This is a genomic window from Bacillus sp. 491mf (assembly GCF_900112415.1).
In the GTDB taxonomy this organism is placed as follows: Bacteria; Bacillota; Bacilli; order Bacillales; family Bacillaceae_G; genus Bacillus_A.
The window spans coordinates 71,780-88,570 of record NZ_FOLV01000009.1 but is presented as its reverse complement, the minus strand read 5'-3'; the positions used below and the strand labels follow the sequence as shown (position 1 = coordinate 88,570).

The window sequence follows — 16,791 nt, the reverse complement described above, 5'->3', positions numbered from 1 at the left end:
AGCAATATAAAATAAATCCTCTGTATTGTCACAGAGGATTTACGATTTATTTAATATTTGCTAGAATACGTTCAGCACCAAGCTGCAAGCTACGCGACACAATTACATTTACAATTGTGAAAACAACGAGGATACTTAAAAACATCCCCCACATTCCAAGTCCTAATGAGAAATATAACGCACATACTCCGCCTACAGTAATGCCGACTAACAGTATATTCGCAAAAAAGTTCCAAAGCGTAGTATAACGACCTTTAAACATTTTTTGTTCGGAATCCCAATGAATATCAGCTGTTTGTGCATCCCACCGTGTGCCAATTAAATTGTTTAACCATAGTCCATTTGCGCAAAGCAAGAACCAAAGCAATGTAAACATTGGTGACACACCGCCTACAATAATCAGCACAATACCAAAGACCGCTAAAATAGTCGTATTAATGAGCCAAGCAGTAAATACTTTTGCAAAGAAAACACCTTCTGCTTTAACTGGTAAATAACGATTGATAAACCAAGTACGACCTTCCCTCGAGAAAGAGGTTGTCGCAATAACATTGGATCCCATTAAAAACATACCTGCACAAAAAGCAAGACCAAGCGCAAGACCTGTTGTTTCACTATCTTTTATAAATTTATTTAACCAAGCTAAGTTCCCGTCTTGTACAAAAATAATAAAGAAAAACATAATTGGCATTACAAAAGTTTGCACAATACAATTAAGGAAAAATTGTGGCGTGCGAAACAAAATACGAAATTCTTTTTTCACATATGCTTTCCAATGTGAATTTTGCACAGTAGCTTTATTAAAATTCTCAGAAGAAATCACTTCTTTTTTCGCAGTGCTATTTGAAATGCCAATAACCCCTTTTAAATATGTACGACCTGCAACATAGAAAAACAAACCATAAAATGCTAACGAAATCGCAGCGAAAAGAAGTAAAAATAGACTTCCTTTCCACGAAGCACTTTCTGTTAACGCCATTACCCCAAAATAGGTTGTCGGAAAATAGTTTGTCATTTCTACTAGAAATGAAGACTGATTATTTGTAAGAAAATCTGCTGCTGATTGCCCAGAAGCAGCATTTCTATTTTTCCATTGTATAAATATATTAATACCGACAATTAGTAATAAAGTAAATAACCCCATTAGCATATTACTTCGATCTTTATCTTTTGCGATATTTGTATAACGCATAATGAGTGTCATAAGAAGCGAAGCAAGAACTAACGGAATAATTGGGAAAAATAAGTAAACGATTAAAAAATAAACATAGTATGTAATAAATGCACCACTTTGTAATCCATACACAATAAAGACTGGAAATAAAACAAACGAAGTCATCACATATTGTGTAATTAAAACAGTAATAAACTTCGCCGTAATAATGTGCGCTGGCTTAAGTGGTAATGGTAATAACATTTCAACGTCATCGCTATAATAAAAAACTGTTAAAATCGTCGTAATACTTAACAAAAACACCCAGATACTACCAACCGCTAATCCCATGCCAAGCAATAAATTTTCCTGATTAAATTGTTTTAATACAACATACATTCCATTTGCAAGTGGACCTATAAATAAAAATCCAACAAACAAAAGACCCAATAATGAAAGTAAAGATACAACACGCTTCTTCTTATCAGTTAACATATCAGCATAGTTCATTTTTAATAATATTTTTGTTAACATCCAAATTTTATTCATTTTCTGTCATCTCCAAGAACATTTTTTCTAGAGATTCATTAGATTCAAAGTGCTCTCGTATTTCTGCTAAATTCCCTTGAAATTGAAGTGTCCCTTTATTAATGATGGCAACTTGATCACATAATTTTTCAGCAACTTCTAACACATGCGTTGAAAAGAACACCGTTTTCCCTTTATCTGCGTGCTCACGCATCATTTGTTTTAATATAAATGCCGATTTTGGATCTAATCCAGTCATTGGCTCGTCTAAAATCCAGACATCTGGATCATGCAAAAGAACTCCAATAATAATAATTTTTTGACGCATTCCATGTGAATAACTTTGAATTTGATCAGACAATGCCTCGTACAAACTAAAACGTTCTGCTAGCGTTCGGATTTTTTCTTGGCGCACGTCTTTCGGAACATCATACATATCCGCCATAAAATTTAAATATTCAATCCCCTTTAAGCGTAAAAACATATCAGGACTGTCAGGAACATAACCAAATAACCTTTTCGCTTCAAGCGGCTCTTTCGCAATGTCTTTTCCATTTACCGAAATTGTCCCACTATCAAGAGAATGAATACCTGTGATCATCTTAATTGTCGTTGATTTCCCTGCACCATTTGGGCCTAAAAATCCAAAAATCTCTCCATTTGGCACTGTTAAGTTCAAATCTTTCACTGCAAATTTACTACCATTATAACTCTTTGATACATTAACAATTTCAATCATTCATATCCAGCCCTTCTCGTTTTTTCCAACAATTACATTTTGATTATAACATAATACGTTTCTATGCTTTAGAATATTTTAGAATTATCAAACAGCACACACCTTATCTTTTCCCGAATAAACGAACAGCAAGACCCCCACTTCTGGAAGCCTCACCTTTTTTCTACTATCTATGTTCGCCCTTATCCATAAAAATATATATAAGAAGCTACTCCAACCGCTAAAACAACTCCTAAAAGTAGATATATAATTGAAAGTCTTGTAATATTTCCTTTCGTTGAAGTTCCATAATTCTCTTCTTCATTTTTCCCTACCATAATCGTCAACATAACTGTCACTGCTACTATGATGAATACCCCTAATATCCATGCTAACATTTCCCCATCTCTCCCTTCATTTCAAATTTTACGTTATTTATACTATTTATAACGTGGATATCTTTGTAATTATTTCAACAATTTTCAAATTAATTGTAAAATAAAGAAAATAAAAAAGATAGAGGTTTTAAAAGTAACCTTATGACTTTTAAAACCTCTATCTATTATCTTATTTTTCTTCTAGCAATAAATTACGCAAAGCATCTAACTGTTCTTTCGTAAGTCCAATTCCTTTTTCAGCATATTGATCCAATGAACCATATACATTATGAATTTCATCAAATGCCGCTTGTAAATATTCAGCCCTCGCTTCAAACATTGCACTTAAAATTTCTATGCTTGCTTCATCTTGAAGCTGCGCTCCTAAAAATGCCATCATTTTTTCATTCAACTGTTCACGAAATCCATTACTTAGTAAATAATCCTGCATTACTGTCTCTTCTGGTACACCTAATAACAATAATAATAAAGCAGATGCAAAGCCGGTTCGATCCTTTCCTGCTGTACAATGGTTTAAAAGCGGTAAGTTGTTAGCATCTTGGATCAGCTCTAAAAATGTCACAAATGCTCCATTACTAGTTACAAAATCTCGGTTCATCTTCACTAAATATTCTCCCGGCTTGCCAAGCATTGATAAATCTCCTAAACGGAAGAATTCATTAATATTTAAATCTTTCGCTAAATCTTGCATAACTGGCAAGGAAACTTGACAAACATCTTGTATCTTTGGGTTTGGTTTATGTTGCACTTCGAAATTTGTACGATAATCGCAGATAGTTTTTAAGCCCAAATTATGTATATAACAAATATCTTCTTCTGTTAATCTTGCTAATTCTTCAGAACGGTACAATTTCCCCCATTTGACTACACGTCCATCTTTTGTTTCATACCCGCCTAAATCACGAAAGTTAAACGCACCTTGCAGTGATAGGCGGCGCTCTGCTACTGTAATACGATCTCCTTTATTCGTAACCAATCGAAAATAGACACGCATTGCAGGATTTGGATCTTCAATTGTAACCGCAGAAGCGTCTGTTACAATCGTTAATAATTGTCCATTTTCTTCAATAGCCTCAGGAGATGCACTCCAATATACATGCACTGATTCTTCTACACTACCCCATTTTATAGATAAAGTGCTATTATTTTCTCGCTCTACTTTTACATCTAAACCTGTTTGTTTCATGTTCGTTTCCATTCTTTCACCTATCACTTTCTCTATTGTTTCTCTCCCCCTATTCTATACCACATATTGTAACGCGTCTTACATATTTCATGACATTTTGTAATCAATTTATAAATACGGAGAAAACATTTTTTCTATATCTGTAAAAGATGTACATGGGATTCCTCGAAAGACATATGCAATTTGTTCATTCCCAAGATCTTGATATACAACTGTACCTCTTTGCGGATGCACGTAGTATTCACAATTTCCAATCTTTTGCGGGGAGCTATAATTTCTTATCCATGAAGATACAGGATAATAGCTATAATTGATATGCCGGCATGCCCATAATGTATATAACTGCTCTCTTGCATCCCAATATACATATTGTGTTTCATTATCACCAAAACCAACAGACTCTAATTCCCATGAATGAGGGACTAAAAGCGGTAATGATACGAATTTCTTTTCTTCAGGAGTACACCATATAGAGCAACGACTGATTTCGCCTCCACCCTTTTCTATTTGAGCATGAAAACTTAGTTGATGAAATGGTAATTTCATTTGTTGTTTTGCATTCTCTAATTCAAACGGCTGCAATCCATATAAAAATTCTTGTATCTCATGCTGCTTGATAAATCCATCATCAATAGAAATTTCGATTTGTGTTTTCCACTTAGAAGTGACGTAACTATCGCACCCTTTATAATTGATACCGCGCCAATAGATAAGTGTATTATATTGAAAACACTCCCCCTGCGCGTGATACAGACAACTGTCTGGAAAAGTTGGTTCCATAAAGTCTAGAAAAAACTGTTTCACTCGAAATATTCCCGTAGGAGTAATCACCTGAAACCAAAGCGTTTCCCACTTTTCACTCTCCTGCCGCTGCGAAATATGTTCTACATGCCAGTCTGGAAATAAAGTTTCTGGATATAACGGAATGATTCTTTTAAATGATTGCTTTAACATCCAATTCCCCCTTCATTTATTTCTTCAAGACTTCAAGAGAGATCTTCATTTATCCTTTTCTAATCACTCTTGTGAATTTCTCTATTTCCCCTAACTGTATACAGTTATTGTTAAAAAAAACTTGTTTCATAGCATCGTTCATTTCGTCAGTACTCCCTATATAATATGAGGCACCAATTTCTTTTAAGATGTACAATGCTTTCTCATGAAGCATTGCCCCGTATCGTTTACCACGCATATTCGGAACAACACCAAGATAAAACAATCTTCCTTCTTCTACCGTACCTGGCTCTATATGCGGCAATATAACACCTACTGGATCTTCTCCTTGAACAGCAACTAAACAATGTTCATTCCATCTGCCGCCAATTTCTGTTTGAAAAGCATATAATAATTGGTCTATAGATAATGTTTCTTTCGTATGTATAGAATCCCGCATAGATTCCAGCCAAATTGTTTTAAACGTGCCTTCTCCTACTTCATCGATCGTTTTCAGCGTAAACGGAACTTCCACATCTGTAACATCAGATAAATCTTTCAGCACCGTAACACAACTTTTCTGATACTGAAATTGTAAACGCTGAAACACTTCTTCATAATGTGTATAATTTGGACTTTTGGATGAAACAACAAAATGTAAATGGAAAACTCCTTTATCTGTTGCTGTTTCTATCCAATATTGCACAACCTCTAACACTTGTTCCATTGTAAAGGAAACTGTATTATTTTCTTCAATTGTAATATAATGTGGCTCTCCTACTAATATCTTAAAATCTCGTTCCAAATTAACAAATTGATTCATTCTTTAACCTCTTTCTGTATATTTTTTTAAATAACATGTTTTTTATTTCATGAGCAGGAGTTTTTATGAAAATGTAGAATACTAGAAATTTGATGTTTATAACAGCAATCTTCAGTTAAGAAAAGGGATCGTATCGATAATATTACAATGAGGAGGAACATCATTGAATACCATTATGCTGCAGCAATTATTAGAAACGATTCAAAAAAACGGATATTTATTGCCTCAAAATACCGATTTAAATCAATTGAGTTTACATATGCTAGAGCATATTGGTACGTTAGACAGCTATTTACGTGATCAATTGATTTACTCTACCTTTTCTTACTTTATTTCAGGTGATTATTTCGATACAGCTCAGTTAGAAAAATTACTTACGCTAACTTTAGAAGAACAATACTTATATTGCGGCATCATATCTAATATCGATGATAGCGTGTTTACACGTTCTTTCACAACGTTATTAATTGCATTAATATTATGTGCAGATAATAAAACAAATTTTTTAACACAAGAAACGGTTATGATCGTAAAAGAAAAATTGGTAGATTATATGAACCAAGAAATTGATTTAAGGGGATATGTAGATCCTCACGGCTGGGCGCATAGTGTTGCTCATGCAGCAGATGCTTTCGATGCCCTTATTCAAAATTCAAAACTGCTACAACAATGTTACGAAGAACTAGCACATTGTCTTTTAAATAAAATATTCGTTTATTCTATTGTGTATCATTTTGATGAAGATGAGCGTATTATTACCCCTCTTCTTTCCATGATATCAAAAGGATTCCCGCAAAATCAGCTATTTGAGATTATTCATGTCAAACTAAACTTGCTACCGCAATACAAAACAAGACTTCTAGTCAATGAGTTTTGTAGTTTATGTACAAATATTAAAACCTTCCTACGCAGTTTATACTTTAGAACTATACATAATATGCAGTTTAGTTATTTAGCATCACAAGCAGAAGCGATGTTAAATAAACTACCATCGTTCTATTAATTTATAGTGGGAAAACATAAATATCGCAACTACATTTATTCAAATTTAAAAAACGAAAAAAACTTCTTTCTTTTTGGAAGGACAAGAGCATCTGGCCGTGCACAGAAGCGGTCAGGGCCTTTTTCTGCTACATGCGTGGTTTACATACAAAGGGAGAAAGCAAGTATTAATCATGTTGTCTTCCGTATAGCAGTGACTTATATGTCGAAAAATCAAAATAGAGTTATATACAAAAACATACTTACAATTGGTACGTATGTATTATAAATAAAGGATAGGTGTTATATGGGATATATCGAAGAAATGCGCAGCCTAGTTGGAAATCGACCACTCATTTTAGTAGGTTCACATGTAATTATTTTAAACAAAAATAATGAAGTACTTCTTCAACTTCGCAGTGATTACAATTTCTGGGGCATTATTGGCGGTGCGCTTGAATGTGGTGAAACTTTAGAAGAAGCCGCTAAACGTGAAGTCTATGAAGAAACAGGTTTAATCGTGAAACAGTTAGAAGCATTTCAAAACTTTTCTGGGAAAGAATTTTTCAATGTGTATCCAAATGGAGATCAAGTACACGGTGTTCTCATTACATACATTTGTCGTGATTTTGAAGGAACATTACGCATCGATGACGCTGAATCAAAAGATTTACGATTCTTTCCTATTCATGATCTACCTACAAATATTGGATCAGTGCATAAATTAGTTTTAGATACGTTTTTAATGAACAATATAGATAAGAAGCTGACTAAAAATCCCACTTTTTAGTTAACCTCTTTCACTTTTCGGTATGATTCAGCTCAGCGAATCAACCACTATTATGTCGAATATCACTGAAAGATCTTTATATCGTGTCGAAGCGCCGATATATTGCAAAGAACGGTCGATAACGGAGAAAAGGACTGGCTTCAAAAGGCACTTATGTGCCTTTTGGGTCAGCTTTTTCACATTAACACCCAATCCGTTTTTTTATTTCCGCTAAATTCACCTTAGCAATTCCCCTTACCCGCTCTGCTCCTTCTTCTCGAATGATATATTCTGGCAATATAAAAATTTCGCCGAATGTGCCTATACTTTTAATTATAAATTGCCATATAGTAAACTTCTTTCTATTATTAGAAAATAACACCTTAAAACCCCATGGCTTATTTGTTATACTGAATAACGTAATAGATTCATGTTAAGGAGGACATATTTTGAAAGACACTGTAAAAATACTAAAATGGGTAAGTGGTGGTTTGGAGGCCCTATTAGGAATACCTGTACTAGGTGGAGCAATTATTGTTTCTTTATTTTGGCTACCTCTTCTCTTCATGTTAGCATTACATATCATTACTTTAGTATTAGCTAAACAGAGTGGTATGAACGCTAACGGTAATATTTTAGGAATTGTAACATCTTGTATTGCTTGGATTCCATTTGTCGGGATGATTATGCACATTTTATCGGCTATCTTTATTATGATGGACGCAGCTCGTAAAGAAGAAACTTCAATTTAACATTCATCAAAAAAGGTAGAGTTAAATGTATTTTATCTTATACACAAAAGCTCTTCTCATATGAGAGGGCTTTTTACTTTATTCATTAAATCTCGTGAAAAAGTATCTTCTAAGTACCTAAATACAGCAACCTCTTCTTTTTTTCATTTCTTTTACATAAATTGATTCCTCACGTGTCAATGGTTCTAATAATATCAATCCTGACATGTTTCTATATACCTTTCTAAAATTCACTTTATCTTCCTCGCTCAGAAGTTTACTAAGAAATAGTTCAACAGGAACAGGTGTTAAAGAATTATTATTTTCATCAATAAAATTAATATCTATGTTGTTATCAATTTCCCGAATGTGAAACAAGAAATTTTTATTTAGCTGAGATACTTGTACTAAATACGATGTTATCTTTTGTTCATCGATTACTGTCAATTCCACTAAAACCACCCCCTTTATTGTTATTTTATGTAAAATTACGGTTAATTTATTCATAAAATCCGCTATGCTTTTATTGACAATTTTATACATAAAACAGAAAGGTGGGGAAAAGCAATTGGGGCAAGTACGAGTTGATCCGGATAAACTGGAAGAAGCTGCAGATTCTATATCGCGAAATAGAGAAACTATGGAAAAAATAATTCGAGAACTTTTACAAGTCACGTTCGAATTACAGATATCTTGGGAAGGTATGGCACACAAACGATTTTTTGATGAATTTTTCTCAAAAAAGAAGAGTATGGACGATTTAGTCAAACATTTACATCGTACTGAACTTGAATTAAAGAAAGCTGCAAAAACATTCCATGAAGCGGATGAGAAAGCGTTTGGTGATTTTAATCAGATGGGTAAGCTGTGGGACGCCTTTCAGCGAGGAGGTACAAGAGCAGCAGAAGACACTATTTTTGATCCACTTAAAAAAGCATGGAACCAAACATCAGACTTTTTCGGACACTTGGTTGATGACACAAAAGAAGAAGTTAAAGATACATACCAATTTGTGAAAAACCTGTGGAATGATCCTATTGGAACATTAAAACATGAGTGGGACGAGGAAGTCCAAGAGATGTACGCTATACGAAATGTTTTATCAGATTGGTATATAAAGAACATAGAATATGTAGATGCAGAAAGTATCACAGAATCAGTAGCATACGGAGCAACTAATTTAGCGTTCTTTTGACTTGTCACAAGGGGTGCCGGTGCTGTAGGTAATGGCGCGAGATGGGGGGGAATTTGTCATCCATGTCTGAGTTTCAGTTAGGAAGTCGTTTAGAAACAGCTTATGCAGGTGGAGGTTCCTTGGAATATAGCCTTGGTAATGCTTATCAAGAAGCTACCTTACCAATATACTAAAAGTACCGTAGATGAAGATGTTTTTATTGGTAAATTATATGGTAAAGATGTAACTCTTAAGGATGTCAAAGTTGAGGATATCAATTATTCTAAGAGGACTAAAGAAGAATTTGAAGTTCTTCGGAGAAAATTTGATAGCAGTGTAAGGAAAGAGTTTCTTAAATCTTTAGTAAATGACCCTGTTAAGCTTGCTGAACTCAAGAATGCTGGAATATCAGATGCAGATATAGAATTGATGAAAATAGGAAAGCCTCCAATAGGATGGCAAGTACATCATAATTTACCTTTAGACGATGGAGGAACAAACGACTTTGAAAATTTGACTTTAATACAAAACCACCCATATCATAAAGCTATAACTAATACACAACGTACATTAACTAAAGGTTTACAACCTGGAGATAGTGTAGACATAAGCTGGCCTATCCCAAAACACAACATCTATCCTAAAGGGGAATAAATAAACTTAGAAAGAGGTTTTTTATATGTGGAAAAACTTTATTTCAGAAATTGAAACTATACTAAAAAGCGTTAATTATAAGCTGAATACACCTGCAACAGATACTGAAGTTCTGAGATTAAGAGAACATGTGAAAGAGAAATTTAATGTTGATCTACCAAGTGAATACGAAGAGTTTCTTAAAACTGTAAATGGTTTAGATTTCGACGGACTGGTATTTTATGGGATCGACTCTTCTTTACTAGAAACAGAAAGAGATGAACAAATTTGCGGACTTATAGAAACGAATGAAATTTGGTATGAAAATGAATTTCAAAAAGAGTATCTTTTCCTTGGAGATTCAAATATAGCATGGTTTTGTAAAAACTTATCTGATGGTACTTATTTAGAGCTTGATAAACCATCTGGTACAATAATGAATACATATAATGATTGCAATACAATGCTTGAGGAAGCATTAAAAATAACCCTTCTTTAGTATGGCGCATTAAATTGAACAAAATGACGAAAGAGGAACTTATTGAACTTGTAACAAAGATTTGCAATCCTAAATTACCCGAAGAAGAACTTAATGAATATGTATATCAATTTAATAATAGTGGTGTGCCTCACCCATCTCCAAGTGACTTGATTTTTTTGAATTTTAGAAACTTAACACCCAAAGAAATAGTAGAGATTGCGTTGAACTACAGAGAAGAAAAATAAAATATATAAAGAACAAGCCGCCCATCTAAAAACGAGCGGTTCTCTTCATTATCTAAGCCAATTTACATAAGATTCAGCAAAATACATCCAACCGCCTTCTTTTAATCCTCCACCATTTACAAAAATCCACTTTCCATAGCGATAGTGTACGTCATATGCTCCAGCATTATTAATCTGCTCAACAACAGCATCTCCAGCACTTGCACCTTTTCGGATATCCATAATATAAGAAACTCGTTTAATGATTTTTCCTCTTATTCCGTCCGTTTCTCCTTCATAAACACGCTCAATAATCTGTTCATCTATATTTGATAAAAACAAACAATATTTTTTCAAAGCTTGAAGCACATTCTTCTTCGTTTCTTCTCTATTAAGAACAGGTAGGTCAATATCTAACATAACTATTCCTACTTCACCAGCTTCAAAAATGTATCCAATGGCAAAACCACCAACCACGGTTTTCTATCCGCCTTAATTGCTAATGCATCTGGTTGCTCCCGTTCATCTTCCGACCAATTGTATAATGTCTTGAACCCGTCTTTTCTCGCCTTTACTTCCCATTTAAGATCTCTAATCCTTCACGTCATTAGAATACCCATTTAGTGCACCAGAGAGTAGCATACGAGCCCCTCCTATCAAACTAGCAAATTCACGTTCACGTCTTGTACCTTTATCTCGTTGACTCTTTCCCATACTTAAATCTCCATTCTATAAAAGGATTATTTTGTTGACTTTTAATCATGCATACAACCAAAGGTAAACCATGATATAATATTTTTAATTACATAAATTTACCATCCCCTAAAAGGAGGACGGAAAATGAATAAATGGATTATCGCTATCATATATGCTTCTCTTTTAACAACATTGTGTTATTTATCAATTAAAACTTTATTTTCACTTGTCTCGGATGCCACTACATTCCCAATTCTTCAGCTTTTTGTTGGTGTATTAGGATTAATATTTGGTATTTTGATATTAACATCTGGAATAAAAAAATATATTTCTTTTGCTACCGAAGATGAAAAGGAGCGCCGAAAACTCAAAAACATGTTTTCTATCATCTCAGTTTTATCTTGCTATGCTACAATTATGTTATTTTTTATCTAATTCATCTTACAATTTTTACATATACTAATTCTGTTTCATTTGAATAAACCTCCATGTTCCGTTAACACTGTAGATACCTTAGTCTCCACTTCCCTTGAGGCTGAGCAGATAGCGAAGGCTATCTGCTCTTTTTTCAAAACAAATTAGCTATATTTACTAATGTTATTTCTCGAAAAATCATGTTAAAGTTGCATAGCATAAGTTTTTACATGTCAGTATTACATTTTAGGTCTCGTATATTAACGAGACCTCTTTTTTAGCGCAAATACGCATCTTTAAATTGGACACATTTACCAATATTATTTTTTTGAACATTCATGTTAATTTTACTTAGTCGAGTGCGCCATTACTTGACACATTACCCGTAGAAGTCCCGTATACCCCGGGACTTCTTTTTTAAGCATTCCTGAGTTAATCAACAAAAAATTATGTTTCCTTTTTAATTGCTCCAATATAGTTTCCAAGATGCGGATGTCCAGTTGGTTCAATTCCTGGTAACATAACTTTTTTATTCGCAACTATTCCTCCTTTTACATATAAAAAAGCCCCTCAATCCTAAAAAGGACGAGGGACTCCCGTGGTACTACCTTTATTAGCTACAATTTCATAGCTCTCTTTATGATCTGAATAACGTCGAAACAACCGTCAAAGCCTACTCAATTCAGCTTACAGCTCCAGAGTCCATTCCATATTTTTCCCTTTTGTTTTAACCTATAATGCTCACTTTTGTGCAGGTCATAAACGCCCTCCACACCTAAGTGAAATAAATCCATTGGGTGGTTTTCACCTTAACACCCAATCCGTTTTTTTATTTCCGCTAAATTCCCCTTAGCAATTTCCCTTGCCCGCTCTACCCCTTTTTCCATTGCTTCTTGAAGTAAGTGCGGTTTATCCATATACATTTTATATTTCTTCCTCGGCTCTTCTAACTCACGATTGATGACATGAAATAGTTCTTTTTTTACATCACCCCAGCCGATGCCTGTTGCGTATTTTTCTTTCATTTTTGCGATTTCCTCAGTTGTCGCAAATTCTTTATACAACATAAATAATGTTTCAAGTTCCTTCGGTTCACTTGGTAAGGAAGAATCTGTTTTAATTTTGAAAATCAGTTTTTTCAGCTTTTCTTGTTCTTCAAATAATGGAATGACATTTCCATAGCTTTTACTCATTTTTCGTCCATCAAGGCCTGGTACAATTGCACCTTCTTCTTGAATGATGTACTCGGGCAATGTAAAGATTTCCCCAAATGTGTTGTTAAAATATGAAGCAATATCTCGCGCAATTTCTACATGCTGAATTTGATCTTTTCCAACTGGAACATAATTTGATTGAAATAATAAAATATCAGCTGCCATTAAAATAGGATACGTATATAATCCCATGTTTACACCAGTATCTACATCTACTCCTGCTTCTATATTTTGATCAACTTTTGCTTTGTAAGCATGAGCACGGTTCATTAAGCCTTTCGGAGTAAGGCAAGCTAAAATCCAGTATAATTCTAAGATTTCTGGTACATCTGATTGACGATAAAAGATTACATGCTCATCCAAACCTAATGATAACCATGTCGCTGCTACTTCCTTCGTATACTCACGAAACTTACTTGGATCTTGTACAGCATTTAATGCATGATAATCGGCAATAAAATATAACGCTTCCCCTTTTCTTTGTTTAGAAAGCTGTAATGCTGGTTTAATTGCTCCAATATAATTTCCAAGATGCGGATGTCCAGTCGGTTTAATTCCTGTTAACATAACCTTTTTATTCACAACTACCCCTCCTTTTACATATAAAAAAGCCCCTCAATCCTAAAAAGGACGAGGGACTCCCGCGGTACCACCTTTATTAACTACAAATTCATAGTTCTCTTTATGATTCGAATAACGTCGAAACAACCGTCAAATCCTACTCAATTCGGCTTGCAGCTCCAGAGCCCATTCCATATTTTCCCCTTACTGATTCCCACCAACCATCAGTTCTCTGCGAAGTTCCAAATATGTACTCTTCTCTTTCATCGCTTTTTCTTTAATTTCCCCTTATTATACCACAGTTTTTTAGATAAAAGGGAACTTTCTGTCTTATTAAGCAGGAATTTTCCTTTTTTTATCTAATTACATATAAGTTCACGGAAAAGATTCATTCAACTATGGAGGATTTATTATGGTAAAATACATTTCAATTCTAGGATCAACTGGTTCAATTGGGACATCTGCTCTAGATGTAGTCGCTGCTCACCCAGAACATTTTCAAATTATCGGTTTAACTGCAAATGAAAATATTGAAATGTTGGAACAACAAATCCAAACATTTCAACCACGTATTGTAAGCGTGAGTACGAAAGAATTAGCAGATACACTGCGCTCACGAATTTCTACTCAAACAAAAGTTGTATACGGAGAAGATGGCTTGATTGAAGTTGCTACGCACTCCGATAGTAATCTTGTCTTAACTTCCGTCGTTGGTGTAGCAGGACTGCTTCCAACAATCGAAGCCTTAAAAGCGAAAAAAGACATTGCGATTGCGAATAAAGAAACATTAGTGGCAGCAGGTCATATTGTTACAGAATTAGCAAAGAAAAATGATTGTCGCCTTATTCCTGTAGATAGTGAACATTCTGCCATTTTCCAATGCTTAAATGGTGAAAATAATAAAGAAATTGAAAAGTTAATTGTAACAGCGTCTGGCGGTGCATTTAGAGATAAAACACGAGAAGAAATGAAACTTCTCAAAGCGAAAGACGCGCTAAAACATCCGAACTGGTTAATGGGAGCAAAATTAACAATTGACTGTGCAACATTACTAAATAAAGGATTTGAAGTAATGGAAGCACATTGGCTATTTGACGTTCCCTATGAAAAAATCGATGTTATGATTCATAAAGAGAGCATTATTCACTCTCTTGTAGAGTTTGTAGATGGCTCTATTATGGCTCAGCTTGGGGCATCTGATATGCGTATGCCGATTCAATATGCATTCCACTATCCATCGCGTTTAACATCTTCTTTTAAAAAATTAAATTTATTAGAAGTTGGCAGCTTGCATTTTGAAAAACCTGACTTAGAGAAATTCCCTTGCCTTCACTATGCTTATGAATCCGGGAAAATTGGAGGGACAACTCCGGCTGTATTAAATGCTGCAAATGAAATTGCGAATGCTTTATATTTACAAGATAAAATTTCATTTTTTGACATTGAAAAAACGATCTATTCTGCATTAGAAGCTCATCATAATATTGCGACTCCTTCATTAGAAGAAGTATTAGCAGCAGATCAATGGGCACGCCGATATGCCAATGAATTACTGGTGAAGATGTAAAAATAATGATACGAAAGAGTGAGAATCTTATATTCTCACTCTTTTCATAAAAGGAGACCTTTATATGATTCGAAAATTATCTCCTTCTTCTATTGAAGAAGCTACTAAAATTTTAGAAGTTCAAATTCCCGCATATAAAATTGAAGCACAGTACCTTGAAAACAATTCAATTCCACGATTATATGACACAATTACTGATATTCAAAATTGCAATGAAGTCTTTTACGGATACTTCATTGATGATACGTTAGCTGGATTTATTTCATTTTTAAATGAGGATGATGTCGTTGATATTCATCGCCTCGTTGTTTCTCCTACGTATTTTCATAGAGGAATCGCAACCGCACTACTGCAACACCTATTTCAACTACATGAAGAAACGACAAACTATATAGTACAAACTGGTAAGAAAAACGCGCCTGCGATTTCTTTATATAAGAAGTATAATTTTATAGAAACAAAAGAAATTCCATTACCAGACGGTCTCGTTCTTGTACAATTAACAAAGCTAAAATAGATTGATTAACTTGGATAAATATGTTAATTTTATTTATATAACCTTTTGCTGAATCCAAATTTCGGAGCGGGGAAACCACTTCTGTGGCATATGCCACTTGGGGCGAATCTTATTAGTAGGGATACTCTCACATTCCGAGTCCGACAGCTAACCTCGTAAGCGCATTGAGAGAGGAAGGTGCTTTTTACTTATGCTACCAAGCATTCCTCCTTAACTCTAACAATATGTTTTTTATGTAATTCAATTATATTGTTAGATAAAAGGAGATGATTTTCATGTTACGTATATCCGACCATGACAAGAAAACAATGGAGCAAAGAGTAAAATTAGAACAACAACGTCCGTATTATACAGCCAAAACAGCAAGTTGCATTCAACATAAATATGTTATGCAGCATATTGTTCAGTCCAAAAATTGAGAAAATAACAGAAGCCTTGCATAACTGCAAGGCTTCTACTATTTTATATAACTTGAACTTGCTTTTCTCTTCGCTCGGTGCCTTTTTACTTTTGCGATTGTCCCGCAAGCTCGTCCCCCTTCTCCTTCTGCATACATACCGCACCAACGTTTACTACCGTTACGAGATTGATCGTAAAATACCCATTTACAATCTGGACAAGCTTTCAATCTTTCCCACTGTTTGTTTGTAATCGCAGAGATTATAATTCGCAATGAAAACGTATATAAATTTTCCTCACCAATTGCTCGATATGTAATGATGTCAGCTTCATCCATCGTCATTACTTGCAATGGATATTTTTCAAACAATGGCTTTAATGGCTTTTGTTGTTCCACTGCCTCACGAATCGTATCCCGGAAATTTTTCACTTCATTCACTGAACCAAAAGGGAGTTTTTCATTCCACTGTTCAATCATAAACTGATGTATATCTTCTTCTGATTCAAAAAAATCAACTGGTTCTCTCGTCTCATTTGGTATTCGCCATGTATTTAAAAGTGACCTTATACTTTCTAACATCTCTGGTGCAGTTTGATTGTTACTCAAAATCACCACCAACTTTCCAAAGTTTACTTTATCTCTTATTTTCAGTATAATCATAACATAAAATAGTTAACCATTAAAAATAAT

23 protein-coding genes, 1 riboswitch and 1 other annotated feature are annotated in these 16,791 nt (G+C 34.3%); of the genes, 11 read left to right on the top strand and 12 right to left on the bottom strand.

Annotated elements, in window-relative coordinates; translation table 11 throughout:
* Nucleotides 1–46 precede the first annotated feature (46 nt).
* The 6 genes from BM211_RS11260 to BM211_RS11235 all read right to left on the bottom strand — a co-directional run bounded on the left by BM211_RS11260 (nt 47) and on the right by BM211_RS11235 (nt 5,739).
* On the bottom strand, nt 47–1,702 hold the full coding sequence (locus BM211_RS11260) for a putative ABC transporter permease subunit (RefSeq protein ID WP_035436459.1): 1,656 nt from the start codon (nt 1,700–1,702) through the stop codon (nt 47–49).
* Nucleotides 1,695–2,420: an ABC transporter ATP-binding protein gene (locus tag BM211_RS11255; protein ID WP_035436461.1), complete on the bottom strand. Its 726-nt coding sequence runs from the start codon at nt 2,418–2,420 to the stop codon at nt 1,695–1,697. The genes BM211_RS11260 and BM211_RS11255 overlap by 8 nt, the downstream gene beginning before the upstream one ends.
* 182 nt (nt 2,421–2,602) lie before the next feature.
* Nucleotides 2,603–2,797 (bottom strand): hypothetical protein, encoded by a 195-nt coding sequence (locus BM211_RS11250; protein WP_035436464.1) that lies wholly within the window; start codon nt 2,795–2,797, stop codon nt 2,603–2,605.
* Nucleotides 2,798–2,966: 169 nt separating this feature from the next.
* Nucleotides 2,967–3,983: a tyrosine-protein phosphatase gene (locus BM211_RS11245; protein WP_141771626.1), complete on the bottom strand. Its 1,017-nt coding sequence runs from the start codon at nt 3,981–3,983 to the stop codon at nt 2,967–2,969.
* A gap of 108 nt (nt 3,984–4,091) precedes the next feature.
* The gene (locus tag BM211_RS11240; RefSeq protein WP_090997239.1) at nt 4,092–4,937 is read right to left on the bottom strand and encodes a hypothetical protein; all 846 of its coding nucleotides are present in this window, start codon (nt 4,935–4,937) and stop codon (nt 4,092–4,094) included.
* Nucleotides 4,938–4,986: 49 nt separating this feature from the next.
* A complete protein-coding gene (locus tag BM211_RS11235) occupies nt 4,987–5,739 on the bottom strand; it encodes a GNAT family N-acetyltransferase (RefSeq protein WP_090997236.1) in 753 nt (250 codons plus the stop codon).
* 163 nt (nt 5,740–5,902) lie between these two features.
* Here BM211_RS11235 and BM211_RS11230 point away from each other — a divergent pair, with 163 nt between their 5' ends.
* Both BM211_RS11230 and BM211_RS11225 read left to right on the top strand, forming a co-directional pair.
* Nucleotides 5,903–6,742, top strand: a complete 840-nt coding sequence (locus BM211_RS11230; RefSeq protein WP_035436470.1) for a DUF2785 domain-containing protein — start codon at nt 5,903–5,905, stop codon at nt 6,740–6,742.
* 285 nt (nt 6,743–7,027) lie between these two features.
* A complete protein-coding gene (locus BM211_RS11225; RefSeq protein WP_090997233.1) occupies nt 7,028–7,510 on the top strand; it encodes an NUDIX hydrolase in 483 nt (160 codons plus the stop codon).
* A 181-nt stretch (nt 7,511–7,691) separates the two neighbouring features.
* On the opposite strand, the gene BM211_RS11220 is transcribed toward BM211_RS11225, so the two are convergent.
* Nucleotides 7,692–7,871: a hypothetical protein gene (locus tag BM211_RS11220; RefSeq protein ID WP_090997231.1), complete on the bottom strand. Its 180-nt coding sequence runs from the start codon at nt 7,869–7,871 to the stop codon at nt 7,692–7,694.
* Nucleotides 7,872–7,938: 67 nt separating this feature from the next.
* On the opposite strand from BM211_RS11220, the gene BM211_RS11215 reads away from it, so the two are divergent.
* Nucleotides 7,939–8,241, top strand: coding sequence for a hypothetical protein (locus BM211_RS11215; RefSeq protein ID WP_090997228.1), 303 nt, complete (start codon nt 7,939–7,941; stop codon nt 8,239–8,241).
* Between the two features lie 117 nt (nt 8,242–8,358).
* On the opposite strand, the gene BM211_RS11210 is transcribed toward BM211_RS11215, so the two are convergent.
* Complete coding sequence (locus BM211_RS11210) at nt 8,359–8,673, bottom strand: hypothetical protein (RefSeq protein WP_090997225.1); 315 nt, start codon at nt 8,671–8,673, stop codon at nt 8,359–8,361.
* Between the two features lie 115 nt (nt 8,674–8,788).
* Here BM211_RS11210 and BM211_RS11205 point away from each other — a divergent pair, with 115 nt between their 5' ends.
* The 4 genes from BM211_RS11205 to BM211_RS11190 all read left to right on the top strand — a co-directional run bounded on the left by BM211_RS11205 (nt 8,789) and on the right by BM211_RS11190 (nt 10,753).
* Nucleotides 8,789–9,415 carry a WXG100 family type VII secretion target gene (locus BM211_RS11205; protein WP_218160798.1) on the top strand — a complete coding sequence of 209 codons (627 nt, stop codon included), beginning with the start codon at nt 8,789–8,791 and terminating at the stop codon, nt 9,413–9,415.
* A 102-nt stretch (nt 9,416–9,517) separates the two neighbouring features.
* Nucleotides 9,518–10,048: an HNH endonuclease family protein gene (locus BM211_RS26445; RefSeq protein ID WP_177206920.1), complete on the top strand. Its 531-nt coding sequence runs from the start codon at nt 9,518–9,520 to the stop codon at nt 10,046–10,048.
* Between the two features lie 25 nt (nt 10,049–10,073).
* Entirely contained in the window at nt 10,074–10,526 is a 453-nt protein-coding gene (locus BM211_RS11195) for a YrhA family protein (protein ID WP_090997223.1), read from the top strand.
* 23 nt (nt 10,527–10,549) lie between these two features.
* Nucleotides 10,550–10,753: a bacteriocin immunity protein gene (locus BM211_RS11190; protein WP_090997325.1), complete on the top strand. Its 204-nt coding sequence runs from the start codon at nt 10,550–10,552 to the stop codon at nt 10,751–10,753.
* A 48-nt stretch (nt 10,754–10,801) separates the two neighbouring features.
* Here BM211_RS11190 and BM211_RS11185 read toward each other — a convergent pair whose 3' ends face one another.
* Both BM211_RS11185 and BM211_RS27085 read right to left on the bottom strand, forming a co-directional pair.
* Complete coding sequence (locus tag BM211_RS11185) at nt 10,802–11,209, bottom strand: hypothetical protein (protein WP_090997220.1); 408 nt, start codon at nt 11,207–11,209, stop codon at nt 10,802–10,804.
* Nucleotides 11,210–11,323: 114 nt separating this feature from the next.
* A complete protein-coding gene (locus BM211_RS27085; protein WP_256217073.1) occupies nt 11,324–11,446 on the bottom strand; it encodes a hypothetical protein in 123 nt (40 codons plus the stop codon).
* A 126-nt stretch (nt 11,447–11,572) separates the two neighbouring features.
* Here BM211_RS27085 and BM211_RS11180 point away from each other — a divergent pair, with 126 nt between their 5' ends.
* Nucleotides 11,573–11,863, top strand: coding sequence for a hypothetical protein (locus tag BM211_RS11180; protein ID WP_090997217.1), 291 nt, complete (start codon nt 11,573–11,575; stop codon nt 11,861–11,863).
* Nucleotides 11,864–12,651: 788 nt separating this feature from the next.
* Here BM211_RS11180 and BM211_RS11170 read toward each other — a convergent pair.
* Complete coding sequence (locus BM211_RS11170; protein ID WP_090997211.1) at nt 12,652–13,638, bottom strand: tryptophan--tRNA ligase; 987 nt, start codon at nt 13,636–13,638, stop codon at nt 12,652–12,654.
* A 41-nt stretch (nt 13,639–13,679) separates the two neighbouring features.
* Nucleotides 13,680–13,893 (bottom strand) — a binding site (T-box leader).
* Nucleotides 13,894–14,029: 136 nt separating this feature from the next.
* Between BM211_RS11170 and BM211_RS11165 the strand changes: the two genes are divergently transcribed.
* From BM211_RS11165 to BM211_RS26440, 3 genes are all read left to right on the top strand, one after another.
* Nucleotides 14,030–15,184, top strand: coding sequence for a 1-deoxy-D-xylulose-5-phosphate reductoisomerase (locus tag BM211_RS11165; RefSeq protein ID WP_090997208.1), 1,155 nt, complete (start codon nt 14,030–14,032; stop codon nt 15,182–15,184).
* A gap of 64 nt (nt 15,185–15,248) precedes the next feature.
* On the top strand, nt 15,249–15,701 hold the full coding sequence (locus BM211_RS11160; RefSeq protein WP_090997205.1) for a GNAT family N-acetyltransferase: 453 nt from the start codon (nt 15,249–15,251) through the stop codon (nt 15,699–15,701).
* A gap of 36 nt (nt 15,702–15,737) precedes the next feature.
* Nucleotides 15,738–15,879, top strand: a riboswitch (cyclic di-AMP (ydaO/yuaA leader).
* A 97-nt stretch (nt 15,880–15,976) separates the two neighbouring features.
* Complete coding sequence (locus BM211_RS26440) at nt 15,977–16,120, top strand: hypothetical protein (protein ID WP_090997202.1); 144 nt, start codon at nt 15,977–15,979, stop codon at nt 16,118–16,120.
* A 38-nt stretch (nt 16,121–16,158) separates the two neighbouring features.
* Here BM211_RS26440 and BM211_RS11150 read toward each other — a convergent pair whose 3' ends face one another.
* Nucleotides 16,159–16,680, bottom strand: a complete 522-nt coding sequence (locus BM211_RS11150; protein WP_035437029.1) for a CGNR zinc finger domain-containing protein — start codon at nt 16,678–16,680, stop codon at nt 16,159–16,161.
* Nucleotides 16,681–16,791 lie beyond the last annotated feature (111 nt).